The organism is Streptomyces sp. NBC_01260 (assembly GCF_036226405.1).
Classification (GTDB): Bacteria; Actinomycetota; Actinomycetes; order Streptomycetales; family Streptomycetaceae; genus Streptomyces; species Streptomyces laculatispora.
This window is the reverse complement of sequence record NZ_CP108464.1, coordinates 5,891,497-5,908,211: the sequence shown is the minus strand read 5'-3', so window position 1 is coordinate 5,908,211 and position 16,715 is coordinate 5,891,497. Positions and strand designations below refer to the sequence as shown.

At 68.1% G+C, this 16,715-nt stretch carries 15 protein-coding genes and 3 pseudogenes; 6 read left to right on the top strand and 12 right to left on the bottom strand.

What is annotated here, in order from left to right; translation table 11 throughout:
• The first annotated feature begins 15 nt into the window (after positions 1-15).
• A pseudogene (locus tag OG322_RS26250) lies at positions 16-810 on the top strand (VOC family protein).
• A 43-nt stretch (positions 811-853) separates the two neighbouring features.
• Here OG322_RS26250 and OG322_RS26245 read toward each other — a convergent pair.
• The 3 genes from OG322_RS26245 to OG322_RS26235 form a co-directional block, all read right to left on the bottom strand.
• On the bottom strand, positions 854-2,146 hold the full coding sequence (locus OG322_RS26245) for an MFS transporter (protein WP_405701076.1): 1,293 nt from the start codon (positions 2,144-2,146) through the stop codon (positions 854-856).
• A 191-nt stretch (positions 2,147-2,337) separates the two neighbouring features.
• The gene (locus tag OG322_RS26240) at positions 2,338-2,781 is read right to left on the bottom strand and encodes an SRPBCC family protein (RefSeq protein WP_398914083.1); all 444 of its coding nucleotides are present in this window, start codon (positions 2,779-2,781) and stop codon (positions 2,338-2,340) included.
• Positions 2,782-2,793: 12 nt separating this feature from the next.
• Positions 2,794-3,207, bottom strand: a complete 414-nt coding sequence (locus OG322_RS26235; protein ID WP_123470768.1) for a DUF4190 domain-containing protein — start codon at positions 3,205-3,207, stop codon at positions 2,794-2,796.
• Positions 3,208-3,926: 719 nt separating this feature from the next.
• Here OG322_RS26235 and OG322_RS26230 point away from each other — a divergent pair.
• Positions 3,927-4,436 (top strand): hemerythrin domain-containing protein, encoded by a 510-nt coding sequence (locus tag OG322_RS26230; protein WP_123470770.1) that lies wholly within the window; start codon positions 3,927-3,929, stop codon positions 4,434-4,436.
• A 321-nt stretch (positions 4,437-4,757) separates the two neighbouring features.
• On the opposite strand, the gene OG322_RS26225 is transcribed toward OG322_RS26230, so the two are convergent.
• From OG322_RS26225 to OG322_RS26215, 3 genes are all read right to left on the bottom strand, one after another.
• Positions 4,758-5,165 (bottom strand): ATP-binding protein, encoded by a 408-nt coding sequence (locus tag OG322_RS26225; protein ID WP_241199959.1) that lies wholly within the window; start codon positions 5,163-5,165, stop codon positions 4,758-4,760.
• 194 nt (positions 5,166-5,359) lie between these two features.
• On the bottom strand, positions 5,360-6,226 hold the full coding sequence (locus OG322_RS26220; RefSeq protein ID WP_241200173.1) for a SigB/SigF/SigG family RNA polymerase sigma factor: 867 nt from the start codon (positions 6,224-6,226) through the stop codon (positions 5,360-5,362).
• Positions 6,227-6,704: 478 nt separating this feature from the next.
• A complete protein-coding gene (locus tag OG322_RS26215; protein ID WP_123470778.1) occupies positions 6,705-6,875 on the bottom strand; it encodes a DUF5670 family protein in 171 nt (56 codons plus the stop codon).
• Between the two features lie 664 nt (positions 6,876-7,539).
• On the opposite strand from OG322_RS26215, the gene OG322_RS26210 reads away from it, so the two are divergent.
• A complete protein-coding gene (locus OG322_RS26210) occupies positions 7,540-8,118 on the top strand; it encodes a MarR family winged helix-turn-helix transcriptional regulator (protein ID WP_123470780.1) in 579 nt (192 codons plus the stop codon).
• Between the two features lie 729 nt (positions 8,119-8,847).
• On the opposite strand, the gene OG322_RS26205 is transcribed toward OG322_RS26210, so the two are convergent.
• Positions 8,848-9,597 carry a transposase family protein gene (locus OG322_RS26205; RefSeq protein ID WP_329307022.1) on the bottom strand — a complete coding sequence of 250 codons (750 nt, stop codon included), beginning with the start codon at positions 9,595-9,597 and terminating at the stop codon, positions 8,848-8,850.
• 423 nt (positions 9,598-10,020) lie between these two features.
• Between OG322_RS26205 and OG322_RS26200 the strand changes: the two genes are divergently transcribed.
• Together OG322_RS26200 and OG322_RS26195 are read left to right on the top strand one after the other, a co-directional pair.
• Positions 10,021-10,827 carry a hypothetical protein gene (locus tag OG322_RS26200; RefSeq protein ID WP_329307021.1) on the top strand — a complete coding sequence of 269 codons (807 nt, stop codon included), beginning with the start codon at positions 10,021-10,023 and terminating at the stop codon, positions 10,825-10,827.
• A gap of 82 nt (positions 10,828-10,909) precedes the next feature.
• A protein-coding gene (locus OG322_RS26195; protein ID WP_443066559.1) for an IS5 family transposase occupies positions 10,910-11,718 on the top strand; the annotation gives its coding sequence in 2 pieces (ribosomal slippage) (positions 10,910-11,258 and positions 11,258-11,718; 810 coding nt in all).
• A gap of 125 nt (positions 11,719-11,843) precedes the next feature.
• Here OG322_RS26195 and OG322_RS26190 read toward each other — a convergent pair.
• From OG322_RS26190 to OG322_RS26175, 4 genes are all read right to left on the bottom strand, one after another.
• A complete protein-coding gene (locus tag OG322_RS26190) occupies positions 11,844-12,095 on the bottom strand; it encodes a Tn3 family transposase (protein ID WP_329307019.1) in 252 nt (83 codons plus the stop codon).
• A gap of 157 nt (positions 12,096-12,252) precedes the next feature.
• Positions 12,253-13,056 (bottom strand): phosphatase PAP2 family protein, encoded by an 804-nt coding sequence (locus tag OG322_RS26185; protein WP_329307018.1) that lies wholly within the window; start codon positions 13,054-13,056, stop codon positions 12,253-12,255.
• A 201-nt stretch (positions 13,057-13,257) separates the two neighbouring features.
• Positions 13,258-14,214 carry a hypothetical protein gene (locus tag OG322_RS26180; RefSeq protein WP_329307017.1) on the bottom strand — a complete coding sequence of 319 codons (957 nt, stop codon included), beginning with the start codon at positions 14,212-14,214 and terminating at the stop codon, positions 13,258-13,260.
• Positions 14,211-14,552, bottom strand: a complete 342-nt coding sequence (locus tag OG322_RS26175) for a PadR family transcriptional regulator (protein WP_329307016.1) — start codon at positions 14,550-14,552, stop codon at positions 14,211-14,213. The genes OG322_RS26180 and OG322_RS26175 overlap by 4 nt, the downstream gene beginning before the upstream one ends.
• A gap of 390 nt (positions 14,553-14,942) precedes the next feature.
• Here OG322_RS26175 and OG322_RS26170 point away from each other — a divergent pair.
• Positions 14,943-15,195: pseudogene (locus OG322_RS26170) on the top strand (ATP-binding protein); the annotation flags it as partial.
• A gap of 155 nt (positions 15,196-15,350) precedes the next feature.
• Here OG322_RS26170 and OG322_RS26165 read toward each other — a convergent pair.
• Positions 15,351-15,699, bottom strand: a pseudogene (locus OG322_RS26165) (CoA-transferase); the annotation flags it as partial.
• Between the last annotated feature and the right edge of the window lie 1,016 nt (positions 15,700-16,715).

Sequence of the window (16,715 nt, the reverse complement as noted above, 5' to 3'; positions counted from 1 at the left end):
AAGAGAGGCCGGGTCATGGCCGCAGAATCAGAGGGCACTCCGTGCTGGGCCGATGCGACGTTCGGCGACATCCAGGGTGCGAAGCGCTTCTACGGTGAGCTGCTGGGCTGGACCTACGGCGACTCGCTGCCCGAGTTCGGCAACTACACCCAGGCGTACGTGGACGGCAGGGCGGTTGCCGCCCTGATGCCTCCCGTCCCCGGCCAGGAGGTACCGGCCGCCTGGACCCTGTATCTCGCCTCGCCGGACGCCGCGGCCACCACCGCGAAGATCCGCGAGCACGGCGGCGAGGTGCTGGTGGAACCCATGCAGGTCAGCGAGTTCGGCACGATGGCGCTGGCCCGCGACCCGGGCGGGACGGCCTTCGGGGTGTGGCAGGCGGGCAGCCACGAGGGGTTCGGTGCGCGCAACGTGCCCGGCGCCTACAGCTGGGCCGAGGTCTTCACCCGGGAGCCGGAGAAGGCGGACGCCTTCTTCCGCGGCGTCTTCGGGTAAGTGAAGCGCGTCGAGGACGACGAGATCGACTTCACGCTCTACGACCTGGGAGCGGACCCGGTGCTCGGCCGGATGAAGATGACGGAGGACTTCCCGCCGGAGGTGCCGCCGTTTCTGAACGTGTACTTCACCGTCGCGGACTGCGACGCGGCCGTGGAGAAGGCCAAGGCGCTCGGGGCGCAGCTCCGGTTCGGCCCGCTGACCATCCCGTTCGGCCGGTTCGCGTCCCTGACCGACCCGCAGGGCGCACCGTTCTCGCTGATCGACGGCACGACGACCGGCGGCGAGATGCCGAAGGTCACGGACGTCTCCTGACGGGGCCGCGGCTTCGGTCCGGGCACAGGTCCGTGGACAGCCCTCAGGCCTCGGGATCGTGTGCGTCGTACCGCGCGAACCGGGGCCACCGCAGGGCCAGCACCGCCACCGCGGCCACGCACGCGATCCCTCCCCCGGTCACGGCCACGCCGGGCGAGACGAGATCGGCGACCGATCCGGCCAGGAAGTCGCCGAGCCGGGGGCCGCCCGCCACGACGACGATGAACACGCCCTGGAGCCGCCCCCGCATCCCGTCCGGCACGGCGGCCTGGAGCATGGTGTTGCGGAAGACCATCGAGGTGGTGTCGGCCGCCCCCGCGAGCGCCAGGAAGATCAGCCCGAGCCAGAGCTGCCGGGTCAGCCCGAACACCGCGATGGCGGTCCCCCAGCTCGCGACCGCGAAGAGCACGGCGAGCCCCTGCCGCCGGATCCGCCCCAGCCAGCCGGAGAACACCCCGCCCAGCAGCGCCCCCAGCGCCGGGGCGGCGACCAGCAGTCCGGTGGTCTTCGCGTCGCCCCCGTACCAGAGGGCGGCGACGACGGGGAACAGTGCGCGGGGATTGGCCAGCACCATGGCGCACATGTCGGTGAAGAAGGTCATCCGCAGATTGGGCCGGGTCCCCAGGAACCGCAGCCCGTCCATGACCGACGCCCGCTTCGCGGCCCCGGCGGCCCCCTCCCCCCGGTCCGGCAGCATCGCGGGCAGCCGCCACATCGCGTACAGCGAGGCGGTGAAGGTGACGGCGTCGATGCCGTACGCGGCCCGGTACCCCCACCAGCCGACGATGAGCCCGCCGAGCATCGGTCCGACGAGCCCGCCCGTGGTGCTGGTCATGGAGTTCAGCGCGTTGGCGGCGGGCAGCTGTTCGGCCGGCAGGAGGCGGGCGATCATCGAGCTGCGGGCCGGTGAGTTGAGCGCGAAGCAGACGGCCTGGAGCGCGACGACCGCGTACAGCAGCCCCACCCGCTCCACCCCGGCGACGGTGATCGCCACCAGCCCGACGGAGAGCACGAACGACCCGAAGGCACTGGCCAGTCCCAGCTTGCGCCGGTCGACGGTGTCGGCGACGGCGCCGCCGTAGAGCCCGAAGACGACCAGGGGCACGAGCGAGCAGAATCCGATCAGCCCGACGGAGAAGGCTGACCCGGTGAGGTCGTACACCTGGAGCGAGACGGCGAGCGCCGTCATCCCCTGCCCGACCCAGGAGACCGTGTTCCCGAACCAGAGCCGCCGGTAGTCGGGCGAGGTCCGCAGCGGGGTCAGATCGGCGAATATGCGGGCGCGAGGGGCGGGCTCATCGGCCTCGTCCGCCGTTTCGGTCAGGGATTCGGTCACGGAGGATGGTATCGGCCGGAAGACCTGAGCCGGGAGGCGGCGGGGACGACGGTGGTCACCGCGGCGCCGGGGGCACGGCCCGGCTTCTGGAGGACCGGCTCTCGGTACGTCTGCTCGACGCCCGGCGCGCCGGAGGGAGCACCCTGCCGGCGCCCCTGCCGGCATCGGCGGCTCCGGTCACCGAGTAGGGGTCAGGCCGCGTGCCCGTCGATCGCGGCGGGCATGCTGACCGTGATCTCGTCGCCCAGCCGCTCGAATTCGCGGCGCAGGAAGGGATCGGCGAGCCGCGCCAGGCCGTGGAACCGGATCGTCGCACGGTAGGTGATGACCGTGGACTCCCCGTCGGCCCGGAAGCTCAGGTCGTCGCGCGAGGTGGCGGTCTTGTTCTCACCCACGAAGACCACGTGGTCGTCCGTCAGCGTGACCAAGCGGTACCGCAGCTCCGTACGGCGACCGCGGAACTCGGAGACGTTGTGCCACTGCGCGCCTTCGGCGAGGGGGCCGCTGTCGATGCGGTCGCACTCCCGCGTCCCCGGGTCCCAGTCGACCGCATGGGAGAAGTCCGCCAGGTAGCGCACCACCTCTTTCCCCAGGACGATCCGTGAGACGGACGTGGTCCGGTCCACCCGGGGCAGGACCTCAGTGGGTCAGTTGCCGGTGTCCTGCTTGTAGTCCTGGGAGCACTGGTCCTTCTCGCTCTGCGAATTGGCGTGCTGAATGCAGTCGTTGAAGTCCTTGAACTCGTCGGAGTTGAGGATGGACGCGCCGATCGCGATGATCACGATCGACCCGATCAGCCCCAGCGCGCCGAGTACGGCGCCGACGATCGACAGCGTGCCGTGCGGAGCTCTCCCGCCGCGGGCACGACGGGCCCCGATGATGCCGAGGACGATCGCGAGCAGGCCGAGCAGGATGCCGCCGAGGACGGTCCAGAAGAGCAGTACCGCCACAATGCCGAGAACGAGCGCGGCGATCGCGAGTCCGTTACTCCGCGTCACACTCCCGCTCGGCTGGGTCTGGTGGTAGTCGCCGGGCGTCTCGGGGTGGTTGGCGAAAGACACGTCGTTCCTCTCATGCTGCTTCGGTGCCGCCGGGTTGCGGCCCGTGTCTTGTGCCCTTCTCTCGGTCCCGAATGCCTGTGTCGTCCGCGTGTTAGCGGTACGTCAGGTTCCGTTTCACCGCGCTCTCCTGACCGGCTCCGGGGCGCGGGCAAGGTGCCGGCGGGGGGGGCGCGTCAGGCGCGCCCCCCGCCAGGGAGGTGAGGGTTGGTTCCAAGAACCCTCACCCGAGGATTCGGGGCAGAGGCGGGAGCGGATTGGTCGGGAACGACACCGCATCCGGACGATCCCGCCCGGGCGTGACGTGCGGGTCTGCCGGTGCCCGGTGGTCACGTGGATGAGAAATTCATCGCCGCACTCGTTAGATCACCGCAACGGGGGCACTCGGAGGCCACGGCACCGATGGGGCCCGTCCGCGACACAAGGAGAGACCCGTGTACATAGGCATTGGCACCGTCGTACTGATCATCGTCGTCGTCGCTGTCGTCATGATGCTGCGTCGGCGCTGACTCCGCCGTGGCCTCGGCGCCACCCGACCTCGTGACGCGTCATGGCTCGCCGGACGAAGGTGTCCGAGCGGGCCATGACGCGTCACGAGGTCAGGTGGCCGGCGCGTGACCGGAGCACGCCTCGACCCCGATCCGCCGTGTTGTCAACGCTGGGTTCCGCTTCGCGGGGCAGCCGGACAAGCACAGCTCCATTTCGAAGGAAGGACCTGAACCGTGGCAGAGAACCGGGACGTCGTAGCACTGATCCTGAAGGACCACCGGGCCATGGAGGACCTGTTCCACAGGATGCGCAGCGTCGAGGCGGACCGCGCCGCTGCACTGCGGGAATTCTCCGCCCTGCTGATCGCCCATGGCGAGGCGGAGGAACACGAGGTCTATCCGGCGCTCAAGCGCTTCAAGGACATCGACAGCCACGAGGTCGAGCACGGCACGGAAGAACACGCCGAGGGCAACGAGGCGCTGCTGGCCCTGCTCGAAGTGAAGGACGTCGGGTCGGACGAGTGGGACGAGAAGCTGGAAGGTCTCGCGCACGCGATCAGCCACCACCTGGACGAGGAGGAGCGCACCATCCTCAACGGGGCACGGGAGAACGTCTCCGACGACCGGCGGGCTGAGCTCGGAGCGGCTTTCCTCTCCGCACGGGAGAAGCACCTGGCGAGTGACTGCGGTAGTACCGAGCAGGTGCGCGCGGTCGTGAAGTCGGCGAGGGGACGCGGACACTGACCATCCGCCGTCCCCCGGCAGTCGCGGTGGGGCCGCCGAGCACTCCGTCGGGTTCCGCGACCACCGGCGGGTGGCCGGCCTGCGTGATCCCGCGTGAGCAGTACGACCGGCGCTTGAGCGCGATCAGGCTCTCGCCGCTCCAAAGCTCGTTCCGGAACCGGGCGAGCGGCCGCCAGAGCTGAACGGACCGGGTGAGCGACGCCTGTCCAGCGCGCGGAACAGCCCCTTGCGCCATCGCGGCGCCCGCGTGGGCAGACCTGCCGCGTGGGCAGGGCGCACGCGTGAGGGGGTGGTCAGACTCATCAGCTCACGCAACGCCGGTCACAGCTGCCGGCCCAGTACGTCGCCGCCGGGGTCGTCGGCGAGGGCGATGACCGCCGTGATCTGCTTACCGACCGGCTTCCTTTCCACAGCGAGGCCCTGGCAGACAGCCATCACGATCTCCAGGCCGTGCTGACCCACCCGGGACGGATCCGGCGCCAGGGTGACCGGCAGCGTCGTACCGCTGTCCCAGACGCGCACGCGAACAGCCCCGTCCTGGATGTCCAGGGTCAGGACGCAGGGTCCGGGCGCGTATTTGCGCGCGTTGGTGACCAGCTCGCTGACCACCAGTTGCACGGTCCCCATCGCCCTGCCGGACACGGGGAACCCGTGGAGGGCCTGCACGTCCGCCAGGAACGAGCGAGCCAGGTCGCGGGCCTCAGCGATCTCCGAACTGTCCTCGAACATCGCGGATACCGAAAGGGGACCGGCGGTCATCGACCGCTGACCACGTTCTCGTGCTGCCTGGCCCATGAAACTCCCCCGTCCTCAGAACATCCATTGCGACCAGTGCCGTCTACCCGCGAAATCTCTTCCGACACGGCCCTCTTCGTCCACATGACCCGGCACGGTCGCACCGGCCCGGTGTCCGACCGGTTCGCTCAGTCCTGGGCGAACATGCCGACGCGGAGGTCGCCGATGATGCGGGTGATCAGGCGGGAGACATGCATCTGGGAGACGCCCAGGTGAGCGCCGATCTGAGATTGAGTCATCTCCTGGCCGAAGCGCATCTCAATTATGGCGCGCTCGCGTTCGCCGAGCTGTTCCAGCAGCGGCGCCAGGGTGTGGAGGTTCTCGAACAGCTGCATGCCGGGGTCGCAGTCACCGGTGATGTCGCCGTAGGTGACACCTGCGGAGGAGCCGTCGCCGTCGCTACCGCCGACAGGCACGTCGAGGGAGCCGGCGGTGTAGCCGTTCGCGGCGATGAGCCCGTCGATGACCTCCTCTTCGCTGATCTTGAGGTGGGCTGCGAGCTCCGCGACCGTGGCATCGCGGTCCAGTTCAGTGGCGAGGTCCTCCTTGGTCCTGGCGAGGACGACGCGCAGTTCCTGCAGCCGGCGCGGGACGTGGACGGACCAGGTGGTGTCGCGGAAGAACCGCTTGATCTCCCCCACGATGTAAGGGATCGCGAAAGTGGTGAACTCGACTTCGCGTGTGAGCTCGAACCGGTCGATAGCTTTGATCAGGCCGATGGTCCCGACCTGGACGATGTCTTCCATCTGGCCGTCGCCGCGGTTGCGGTAGCGCTTCGCGGCAAAATGCACCAGCGACAGATTCATCTCGATGAGCGTGTTGCGCGCGTACTGATACTCGACGGTGCCCTCTTCAAGAACCTGCAGCCGGTCGAAGAACAGCTTGCTGAGATGGCGGGCGTCCTTCGGCGCGACCTTCTGCGGATCAGCTATCTCCGGAAGAACTGCCGGTACGCCGACTGCTCTTTCGACCGGGGCCTGCACAGGTACCGACATGATGATTCTTTCCCTCCACCGAATTGCCCTTTCGGGCTTCGCACGCGCAGACGCTCCTGTACCCGCGAACATGAGGTACACACCCGTGAGACAGCGGGAAGAAAACCTGCTGCTCGGCCCACGCTCAGCCGGCGTGTGCCGTGGGGCCCTGTTCTCGCGGTGCTGAATACCCTGTTTCGACGGCGGATTCGTTGCGGTGATGCGTTCGGAGGCGGGCCCGTCAGGGGCTGAAAGCTCAAGCGCGCAGAGCCCGGTGAGCCGGTGTGACCAAGGCCTGCTGTGAGTTCACCCACGTGGCGTGCCCTGAATCCGCGGGCTTGCTTCCCGGCAGCCGCGCAGCTTTCTCCCCGGCTGGGCTCGTATTCCCGCCTCCGTGAAACCGCACCCGCAGGGGCGGTGTTATCGATTCCGGGACATGCGTGCGGGGCCCGGCAGATTCTCCTGTCGGGCCCCGCAAGAAAGTTGGGTGTGTTCGTTCTTACCAGCGGTACCAGCGGCCGCGCTTGCCGCCGTGGCCGGCGGGGCGGATGAAGAAGCCGAGGAGCCACACGACCAGGACGATGACGGCGATCCACCACAGTGCCTTGAGAGCGAAACCGGCACCGAAGAGGATCAGGGCGAGGAGGAGAACCAGAATGATGGGAAGCATGGTCAGCCTGGTGCCCCACGTCCTCGCATTCACACCTCTCACTTTTAGATGACTTTTATATCGAGGCGGAAGCGGGGCCGTCGTGTTGAGGACAGGCGACGCGGGTGTCCCCGAAGGGTGGGGCGGCAGACAAGGTGGCGTGCCGGTCAGCCTGCGGCCGGCACCGTCCAGGCTGCCGCGGCCTCCTGGACGGTGGGATACGTGGGGAAGACCTGCTCCAGGCCGACGATGAACTTCTCAGTCCGCCGCGCCCCATTGACACCCGAGGGTTGTCCCGTAATCCCTGGCGGGGCAGCGCAAGAGAGGGAGTGGCGCTGTTGCCGAGACCGTCAGGGACTCTGCTCAGCGCTCCCGCCGCCGAAATCCGACCGCCGCGATCCCGGCACCGACAGCGAGGAGGACGGGAAGTGGTGCGGGCGAGCTCCTTGCTCATGAAGGCATCTCGATGGCTCCGGGAAAGCCGGGGTCCGGCACCTCGGTTCGTCGGCCGCGAAGCGCCCTGCGGTGGCGAGGGCCCCCGACTCCGGACCCGTTGCCGCTTCGCGCATGCCCCCGGGCGGGTCATGGAGTTCAGGGTGCCCTCGGGTTCACGGTTGGCCCCTGTGTCCCTGGGGTGCCCAAGGTTGGCAATTCACGGAAGCCAGTATTAGAGTCCTGCTTCATTATGAAGCACGTACATAACTCTTCGTCAGACCTCACCCGCGACCCGGACGGCAGCCTCTTCGACCCCCGGGTGAGGTCCGCCATGGCCCAGTTCACCGCAGGCCAGGACACCCTCGCCCTCGAAGGCGCAGCCGCGGTCCGCGGCGCCTTCCACGCCATCGAACGCCTGCGCGCCCGCGGGGCCGAGGGACGCGGGCTGAGCGCGGGGGCGCTCGACCTCCTGATCCGTCTGAGCGCCGCGCCCGATGACGGGTTGAGCATTGGCAAGCTGGCCCAGGCGGTTGGAGTGAGCTCGCGCAATGTCACCGGGCTGGTCGACACCCTCGAACGCGACGGACTGGCTGAGCGGGTTCCCGACCGGCGTGACCGCCGTTCAGTCCTGGCCCGGATCACACCCGCCGGGCTGGACTGGGTGGAGTCCTTCCGCCGGCCCACCCAGGTCGCCATGGCGGCGGTCTTCCGGGGATTCACGCCCGCCGAGACGGCCCAGCTGCGGCATCTGTGTCTGCGCCTCGTCGAGAACCAGCGTCAACTCGACCAGCACCTGAGCCAGGCCGACGGCACGAACGCCCAGTCGTGAACGGGACATCCACCCGCCGCGAGAAAGGGACCGAACCGCGATGACAGCCAAGGAGCGAAGACCTCGCGCCGGGTCTGGCCCTTCCGGAAACCACCGGTCCGCGACATCGCGGCGCGGGAGGGGGCGCCGCTCAGGCGTTCGTGAGCCCGGACGTGGGCCACACGAAGGAGCCTACGGCGGGTCGGTGCGGCGTTCGTACATCGAATGCCATGCCCCGACTAGCTTTCGAAACGGCGTTTCCGCAGGTCACGACGTTTCTGCTGTGGTGGGGCGGGTGGGACTCGAACCCAAACGAGTGACGCCTCTCACCTGCGGAAACGCCACAGAGGCGGACATTCACATCCTGCTGGATCCCGCTGCATCCGCCTCGATCCCCGGCGGCCACGGTGCCGTGCGGTACGTACCGCACGGCTACGGGGGGCGCCCCCGGTGCCCGCAGTGGGAGACGGTCCGCCCGGCGCATCCGCTTCAAGGCGACCAACCGCACGGCTCACCCGTAGTGCATGCCGCCGACTCCGTTACCGCCTCTCCCCTTGCCCAGCACAGTCACACTCCGTATCGACCGGGCACGATGAGCCGCAGGCGTATCGGTTCTGGCTTCCCGGCGACGAAAGTAGCAGAGGGCCTCAACGGAGCTACTGGATCTGGTCCGCTCTCAGCCAGAGAGCCGATAGCCGCTACTGCACTGCGCCAAAACCAGGTCGCTGCCTGGCGGATCAGTGAGCGTTTTCAGCGTTGCCTCTCCAGGGTGAGGACGGCTCTGGCGATGACGGTCATGCGGTTGGGGCTGATGCGGGATCTGCGGAAGATCTGCCAGGACTTCAGCCGTGCCATGCCGCGTTCGACCGGTGCCCTCGCCGTGGCCAGGGCCCGGTTGACGATGTGCTGAGTGTGGGTGAGCTCGCCGCCCGGTGGTCGTTTCAGTCCCGTGGTAACCCAGGGGCCGGCGCCCTGGTAGGCACGGTCGGCGAGGATGGGGACGCCCTGACACTCGCAGATCCGGATGATGCGGTGGGTGCGGGCGGCGGTCAGGTCGTGGGTGCGGCCCGGCAGCGCTGGCGAGATCCACAGAACCTCGCCAGCGGGGTCGGTGACGACCTGGACGTTCACGCCGTGTCGGCGGTGCTTGGCCGAGTAGTCGGCCCGGCTGTCGCCGACGCGGTCGCACTCGGCGAGAGTTCCGTCCAGCAGGACGAACTCCGGATCATGCTGCCGCAGAGTCTTGAGCAGGCCCGGCGCCCGGTCGGCTAGCAGATCGGTCACAGCCGTGACGTAGGCGTGGGCGGTGCCGACGGCTATCCCCAAATCGGTCGCGATCCGGGCGAGGGTGTCGTGCCGTCGTAGGTACACCAGAGCGACGAGCACGCGCTGGTGCGGCGGGAGTTTGCACCTGCGGTCACCCTCACGGGTGACGATGAGCATGGTGACCCACTCGACCAAGGTATGCGGGAGGTCGAGCGCGGCAGCATAGGGAACCAACGAAGCTCCTGTGCCGATGGGTTGCGACTTCGAACATCTCCCCAACGGCACGAGGGCTATGTGCGTTGCGGCCTTCACCTCGCTCGGGGGGGATGTTGCATTGTGCTCTGACCTGCTTACATAGCGCGTTCATTTCCTTTCGGGGCCCGGCCTCGCCATCGCTGCCCTGTTAGCTCGCTTTTCCCCAAATGGCCCTCTTACGCGCGATGTTGAGAACGGCCGAAGCTACTGGTCACCGGATGCGATGATCGGTTGGTGATGAGATGGAGGAGGGCTCCTCTGGCTGCGCGCCACAGGCGGCAGGCGGATGAGGCGATACGGAAGCTGCGTGAAGACGCCGAAGTGCTCGGGATCGGGCCTGTGCCGGGTCCGGTTCGGGTGGCCCTGCGGCGCTATCACCAACGTCGTGTACGAACGTGGGTGTTGTACGGCCTGTTCACCTACATCTGCCTCCGCGTCATCGGCGAGGGGTTGTCGATCTATGTGAAGCAAGCAGACGAACATGCCGAGCGGATTCCGTACTACAGCGACGCGAAGGCTCTGGCCGCTTGGTTCGTCGGCGACGTTGGCGCAGGTGCTATTGCCTTGCTGCTGCTGGCATACCCTTTGTGGTCGCTTCTGGCTTCTGTCGCCCGGATGTGCGGTGCAGGTGGCTACACCTTCGAGCGCGTGAACGTCTGGACGCACTTGATCGGGCAGTGCGCGGACATCGTGCGCTCTTCCGGAAGTCGTGATGCTCACCTCCGAGCACTGTCCCTTCGGCTTCCAGTGCTGCGCGTACGAGGTGCTCGGATGTCCCGGGGGTCAGTCCCCTTCTTCTCGCGGCGTAACGGACCGTTGAAGAGCCACGCGGCCCAGGTTGTGGGGGCGTTGCGTGCCGCTGAGGCCGAACTGGACAAGGACCCGCAGAAGGCGGCGTGCGACCTTGCGCGCATGGCGTTGACGATCAGCGAACGGTACGCCTCGGGGCGGCTCGGAGCGCTCTTGGACGAACGGGACCTCAGAGGGCCGCATCGAATGGGTGATGCGGTGCGCCTGTCTCTCACGGTCGTCCTGGTCGCGGCGATTGTCATAGCGGCAGCGCGGCAGGGGGTGCCCGAGCCGGCCGCGATTGCTGCCGCTGTGGTGGTGGTGGCGATCATCTATCGGAACGCGGCTGCTGGTGGAATCGCGGGTGTCGGCTTGATCGTCCTGGAGCTGCTGCTGGGCTCCTTCTTCCCCGGCAAGTAGTGAACCCCGGGCGACGCAAGCCGGCAGGTCCTAGCCCGTCTAAGAGGTCATCTCATTTGGGTGACTCGGTATTCTGTGAGTCATGGTGGGGATCGTTGAACGGCTTGTGCCGGACGAGTTGTGGGAGTTGTTCCAGCGGGTGGTGCCGGAGGTGCCGTCGCGGCCGCAGGGCGGTGGTCGGCGTCGGCACGGCGACCGGGAGGTGCTGGCGGCGATTGTGTTTGTGGCAACGTCGGGTTGTACCTGGCAGCAGCTGTCATCGGCGTCGTTCGGTCCGTCCGGTGCGACGGCTCACCGGCGGTTCTCGGAGTGGTCGAAGGCCAGGGTGTGGGCCAAGCTCCACCGCCTGGTCCTCGACGAACTCGGTGCCGACGGCGAGTTGGACTGGTCGCGGTGCGCGATCGACTCGGTGAACCTGCGGGCCCTGAAAAGGGGGACCTGACGGGTCCGAATCCTGTTGACCGGGGCAAGTACGGCTCGAAGATCCACCTGATCACGGAACGATCGGGTCTGCCCATATCCGTCGGCATTTCCGGGGCCAACCTGCACGACAGCCAGGCCCTGATCCCCCTCGTGAAGGGCATCCCGCCGATCCGCTCACGCCGCGGCCGGCGACGGCGCAAGCCCGGCAAACTCCACGCCGACAAGGGCTACGACTACGCCCACCTGCGGCGATGGTTACGCGAGCGGGGCATCACCCACCGCATCGCCCGCAAGGGAATTGAGCCCTCGCAACGACTGGGCCGCCACCGCTGGACCGTCGAACGCACCATGGCCTGGCTCGCCGGCTGCCGCCGCCTCCACCAACGCTACGAACGCAAGGCCGAGCACTTCCTCGCCTTCACCAGCATCGCCTGCACCCTCATCTGCTACCGCAGACTCACCAAATGAGATGACCTCTAAGGAAGACTGAGGTGATGAAAGCAGAGGGGCTCACCGATCTCTGCGGCTCAGCACCGACTGCTCGACGTCGGCAGCGGTACGAGGGCGGGGCACCGTCGAGCCTGCAGTGAGGTTCAGACGGGTGTCCATGTCGAGGTTTTCACCTCACCGTAGGGCCGGACGTGGGACCAGAAGGGCGGGGTCAGGCCACGCCGGTCGGCAGGGGTGAGGAGGTCTGCCCACTCCGGTTCGCCGAGGACGTCCTGGAGCATCAGAGTGTTCACGTAGACCAGGGCCGATTGGAGAATCCGCAGGCACAGGACGAACATCTCCTGCTCGTCGCGCCGGTTCGAGGCGATCTCCCTTCCCGTGCTATAGGCGATCACGGAGCTGGCGCCGTCGAAGCACTCCACTACCTGGACGCTCCCACGCCCCCACCGCTCTGCCCGGCGAGGGGCGGCTGCTACACCACGTCCCGCGATGATCTCCCTGATGCGGCGCGGATGCGCCGGTCCCGCCCTCACCCGAGCAGGAGACCTCTGGTCAGCCCAGTGTGGGGCGTGTACGGCGTGAGGGCCGCCCGACTGCGGCGTACCAGACCATGGCGGCACACACGAAGCCCGTCGCCGCGGAGACCAGTGACCTCGTGAGGGTGTCGTTGCGTGCGCCGGAAACGAGGGCGATGGCCAATGCCAGCGTCAGGGTGATGACGGGCAGCGCACGGGGGCTCCACATGGCGCCCGGCGCGGCGGCCGGCGGCAGCAGCCAGGTTGCGAGGCTGTAACAGGCACAGGCCAATAGTGCGGCCCCCAACACTTCGCTGGGCCGGTGGCCGCCGTTGGTCGCGCTGTAGGCGGCGATGCAGGCGAGCCACAGGACACCGGCCGTGGCGGCATAAGGGCGGATGCGGGGGGAAACCAGAAGGACGGCGGCGAGGGTCAGCGCGGCGGGGATGGCCGTGTGCCCACTGGGGAAACCCTGATCAAGGAGATTCTCGGACGCGCCCACCAGGTCGGGGCGGGGCAGGATCGATCTGAGCACCTCCTTGCCTCCGGTCGTGAGAACGACGACCCCAAGTGCCGCGCACCCCTGCCACCAGCACCGCCGCACCAGGGTGAGAATCACGATGACGGCCAGGCCCACCATCAGGGTCGGCTTGGCGCTCAATTCCAGCGGCGGCAGGGGCGTCGAGCCGTAGGCCGCTCCTGACAGGGGATAGATCCATACGTCTTCGGGGTTCGCTCTACCGAGGCCGAACAGGGCGTTCTCTGCTCGTTGTCCCCAGGGGGTGCAGATGGCGAGCAGGTAGACCGCCAGGAACCCCAGGGTGTACAGGAGGGCTGGCATCCACGACCGTGTCGAACGCGACGGGCTGTGGTTGTCGGGAGCCTCAGGGGCCTGCCTTGAGGCCCTCGGATGGTGCGCAGGCAGGATCGGAGAATCGTGCTGAGTCATCGCTCTGTTTCTTCCGTTGGGGGAGTTCGGTCACGCACGTCTCACGGCACGGCCGGGGCCGCCGGGCTCGGCTGGCCCACCGGGGGTCCGCTCCTATTCGGCGAGTGCCTGCGCCTGTCGGCGCTGGGCGGTGATCGCCAGGGCGGGGAGGGGTGCGACAAGCAGGATAAGGACGACCACGTCCGGAAGGGACTGCATGAACGCGTCCGGCTGGACGACGATCGCCTGCGTGCGGACGATCGCGACCGCCGCGACGGGGATCAGCCACCGGTGGTCGCCAGTGGCTGCCGTCGCCACCCACGCGCCGAGCAGCGCGGTGACCTCGAGGACGAACAAGCCGCGCTGGAAAGCCGGACTGACGGAGATGATGTGCAGGCCCCCGGCCACGAACATGGCGAGCACGACGGGGGCCAGCCAGCGGTACGAGCGGCGTCGCAGACGGCTGGGTCGGCAGAGCGCCAGCACGGTGCACGCGGCGCACAGTGCCCCCGAGAGCGCCAGGTCACGGGCCGTTATCGGGGCTCCAAGGCCGTAGTAGCTCAAGCCCGCCTTGCCCTCGCTGCCGAAGAGGGTGCGGCCGTGGGAAGTAGCGCCGGCCCAGATCATGGCTGCCGCGGCCGGCAGCGCGATCCACGCTCTGCCACGCAGCAGAGCGATCAGGCAGCCCAGCGGGAGCAACCCGTAGGGCAGCAGCCGTATCCGCGTGGGGCCTCCGGCCCACGGATACCAGCCGGAGAAGTGGAAGGCGATGGCGTGCTGTCCGGGGTCGATGCGCAGTGCCCAGTGCCACACATCCTGCAAGTACGGAACCAGCGCCAGCGCGGCGAGGGCCAGGGCGGCCAGATGGACGCCGTCCAGCCACCACGGCCGAGTGGTGTCGTCAACGGTGGCGCGGGCACGGGCCTGCACCCCGGCGCGCACCAAGGCGGCGACTTCCCGCGGCGGCGGCCAGGAACGGCCGGGATACGCCTCGGTCAGGCAGGCCAACAACTCGTTGCCCTGCCGGGAACGGTAGGACCTGGGATAGGCCGCGAGCAGCAGACGGTTCATGCCGGGGCCGCTCCGGCATCCCGCGCCCGTCCGATGACGACGGCCGCCGCCTGCTGCATCCGCAGCGCTTCCCGGCCGAGCGCCTCGGTGCCGTCCTCGGTGAGCCGGTAGTAGCGCCGCGCCCGCCCGTCCACGATCTCCTCATGGCCGGCGGCCACCAGCCCGGCCCGCTCCATCCGTTCCAGTGCCCCGTAGAGCGTGCCGATAGCGATCCGGAGCCTGCCGTCGGTGGCCTGCTCGGCAGCCTTGATGATGCCGTAACCGTGCAACGGCCCATCCATGAGCACAGCAAGGATGAAGTACTGCGGTTCCGTCAAGGGCGGATTCCGTCTGGTCATGCATCAAGCATATATCGAGCTACGAAGTATGTCTGCCAGTCTTGGGTGATCGCTGGCCGCGCCTTCACGCCCGCAGCGAGCGTCACCCTCTCCGGCCGGGCGGTCGCGACGGCGGTCGCCTCGACGCCCCCGCGCGGTGTTGACGGATGCTCACCGCAACCTGGTCCGGGCCGAGCGGAACGTCATTCCCACCGTGTCCGCCGGCCCGAATCGCCTCCGTTGAGGCTTCACCACCGTTCACACGCTCGTGGATGTCGATCGGGGGGGCGATGACGTGCGGGACTACGTCGCCGAGCGTCTGCCTGTCCAGGCGGTGCGACCGAGAGAGGCTGTAGCCGACCTTGGCGGTCGAGACCACGTGGGTCCCGCCAGGCGCTAGCGTGAGGTCTCGTGCTCGTACGGCTGAACGGCTCTCATGGCGCAGGCAAGACGACGACCGGTGCACTCGTGCAGTAGCTGATCCCCGATTCGCGGGGTCGATGCCGAGAAGGTCGGCGAGACACTCATGGACATCTCGCCGGGGCTCCCCTGGACGGGCAACTTCCAGGACTGGCCGCCGTGGCTGCCGCTTGTGGTCGAGACCGCCCGCCATGTGCTCGACTACACCGGCGGCACCCTGGTGATGCCTATGACCGTCCTGGTCGCTCCCGCTTCGGGCCAGGTCTGTGCCCCCGCCGTGCGGGTTGTGGCTGGTGTGCGCCGTCCCCGCCGTGCGGGTTGCGGCCCGCGTCCCCGTCCCCGCCGCGCAGGCCGACGTCTCAACGCCCGGCTCGGACCTGTCCGGTCGTAACGGTTTCGCTATCCGCAACTGATCTCCGGCTGAGTCCTGGCCCTGACGTCCCCGACGGAGACGTTCGGTGCCAGTTCGACCAGGCGAAGGCCCTCGGTGGTGACGTCCAGGACGCACAGGTCCGTGATGATCCGCTGCACGGCCCGCTTTCCGGTGAGGGGCAGGGAGCACTCTTCGACGATCTTGAAGCTCCCGTCCCGAGCGATGTGCTCCATCAGGACAATGACCCGCCTGGCACCGTGCACCAGGTGCATCGGCCCCGCCCATCCCCTTGACCATCTTTCCGGGGATCATCCAGTTCGCGATGTCCCCCTTCGCCGATACCTGCATGGCTCCCAGGACCGCTGCGCCGATCTTGGTCTACGAGCTCCCCGGCAGTGCACCTGCGGTTTCGCTGCCCTACGGTGGCGGTCACCTCGTCCCCAGCCGCATTCGGATTGGGCTCCGTTGGTACGCAAGCTCAGGCAGGTCAGGCGCGCGCCTTCGGAGGCTGGCGGAACCCGGGCGAGGACCTCACCAAGGCGAGCTTCAGGACCCTTGGGCCCCAATGCCCTGAACGACGCGCAGCCGGCCTTCGGCTGCCCTGTCCGAACCCCGGCCCGCGTCTGTGATTGCAGTTGTCCATCGGGGGCATCTACGGCCCTCACTCGCAGATGGGCTGCACGTGAGTGCGCCGAGGAGTCGGCCGAGCCCGGGGATCATCCCGCGCGGGAGCGTGTGTCAAGGCGATCATCAATCCATGGCAACGGCCGTCCCCTGCCACGGTCTACCTCCGCTGGCCTCCGAACTCGCCCAGAGTCCTCCACCCGCTGCACCATTTCCCGTCGCCGTGGTTTTTGGCACGGCAAGAGCAGGTGCACAGGAAACCCAGTGCGTTCTGACAGGACGAGTTGCACCTCTCATTCGGGTTGAACTCCCGGCCGATCAGCACGCCTGGGTACCTCTTGAGCAGCTCCTTGCTTATTCGGGGGAAGTGATCGCTGGCAACTGTCCAACATCCCTGGTGGCCGTCCCACCGGAACTACCGATCGCTTCCGAGCCAGCTGTAGAGCTTCCGCTCGTGCTCCCAGATGGTGTGAGCTGGGAGCCTGACACCTAACCATCCCTTGGCGGGCAAGCCGATCGATGCCACGTGTGCTCCCTGATAGCGCGGCGTCCAGTCCGGCGGCTTGAGGTACTCGGCCTTCTTTCGTCGGCCATGCCTGCGTTCTTTGCGGCCGCTGGCAATCGTGCGGCTATGGCGAGGCCCAGGCCTCACTCGACCGACACCGGTGAGGCGAGCTGACCAGAAGCATCGCAGTAGAGACGACTCAGCGGCCTGGTGTGGGCCGCTACGCGGCCGTCCTGGTCGACCTCGACAACGTTGCGGCACT

Excerpts from the sequence above, each read along its gene's own strand:
- OG322_RS26220 (WP_241200173.1), bottom strand. The coding sequence starts at position 6,226 with ATGTCGGTACCTGTGCAGGCCCCGGTCGAAAGAGCAGTCGGCGTACCG.
- OG322_RS26215 (WP_123470778.1), bottom strand. The coding sequence starts at position 6,875 with ATGCTTCCCATCATTCTGGTTCTCCTCCTCGCCCTGATCCTCTTCGGT.
- OG322_RS26180 (WP_329307017.1), bottom strand. The coding sequence starts at position 14,214 with ATGAACCGTCTGCTGCTCGCGGCCTATCCCAGGTCCTACCGTTCCCGG.
- OG322_RS26225 (WP_241199959.1), bottom strand. The coding sequence starts at position 5,165 with ATGTTCGAGGACAGTTCGGAGATCGCTGAGGCCCGCGACCTGGCTCGC.
- OG322_RS26185 (WP_329307018.1), bottom strand. The coding sequence starts at position 13,056 with ATGCCAGCCCTCCTGTACACCCTGGGGTTCCTGGCGGTCTACCTGCTC.
- OG322_RS26210 (WP_123470780.1), top strand. The coding sequence starts at position 7,540 with ATGAAGCACGTACATAACTCTTCGTCAGACCTCACCCGCGACCCGGAC.
- OG322_RS26175 (WP_329307016.1), bottom strand. The coding sequence starts at position 14,552 with ATGACCAGACGGAATCCGCCCTTGACGGAACCGCAGTACTTCATCCTT.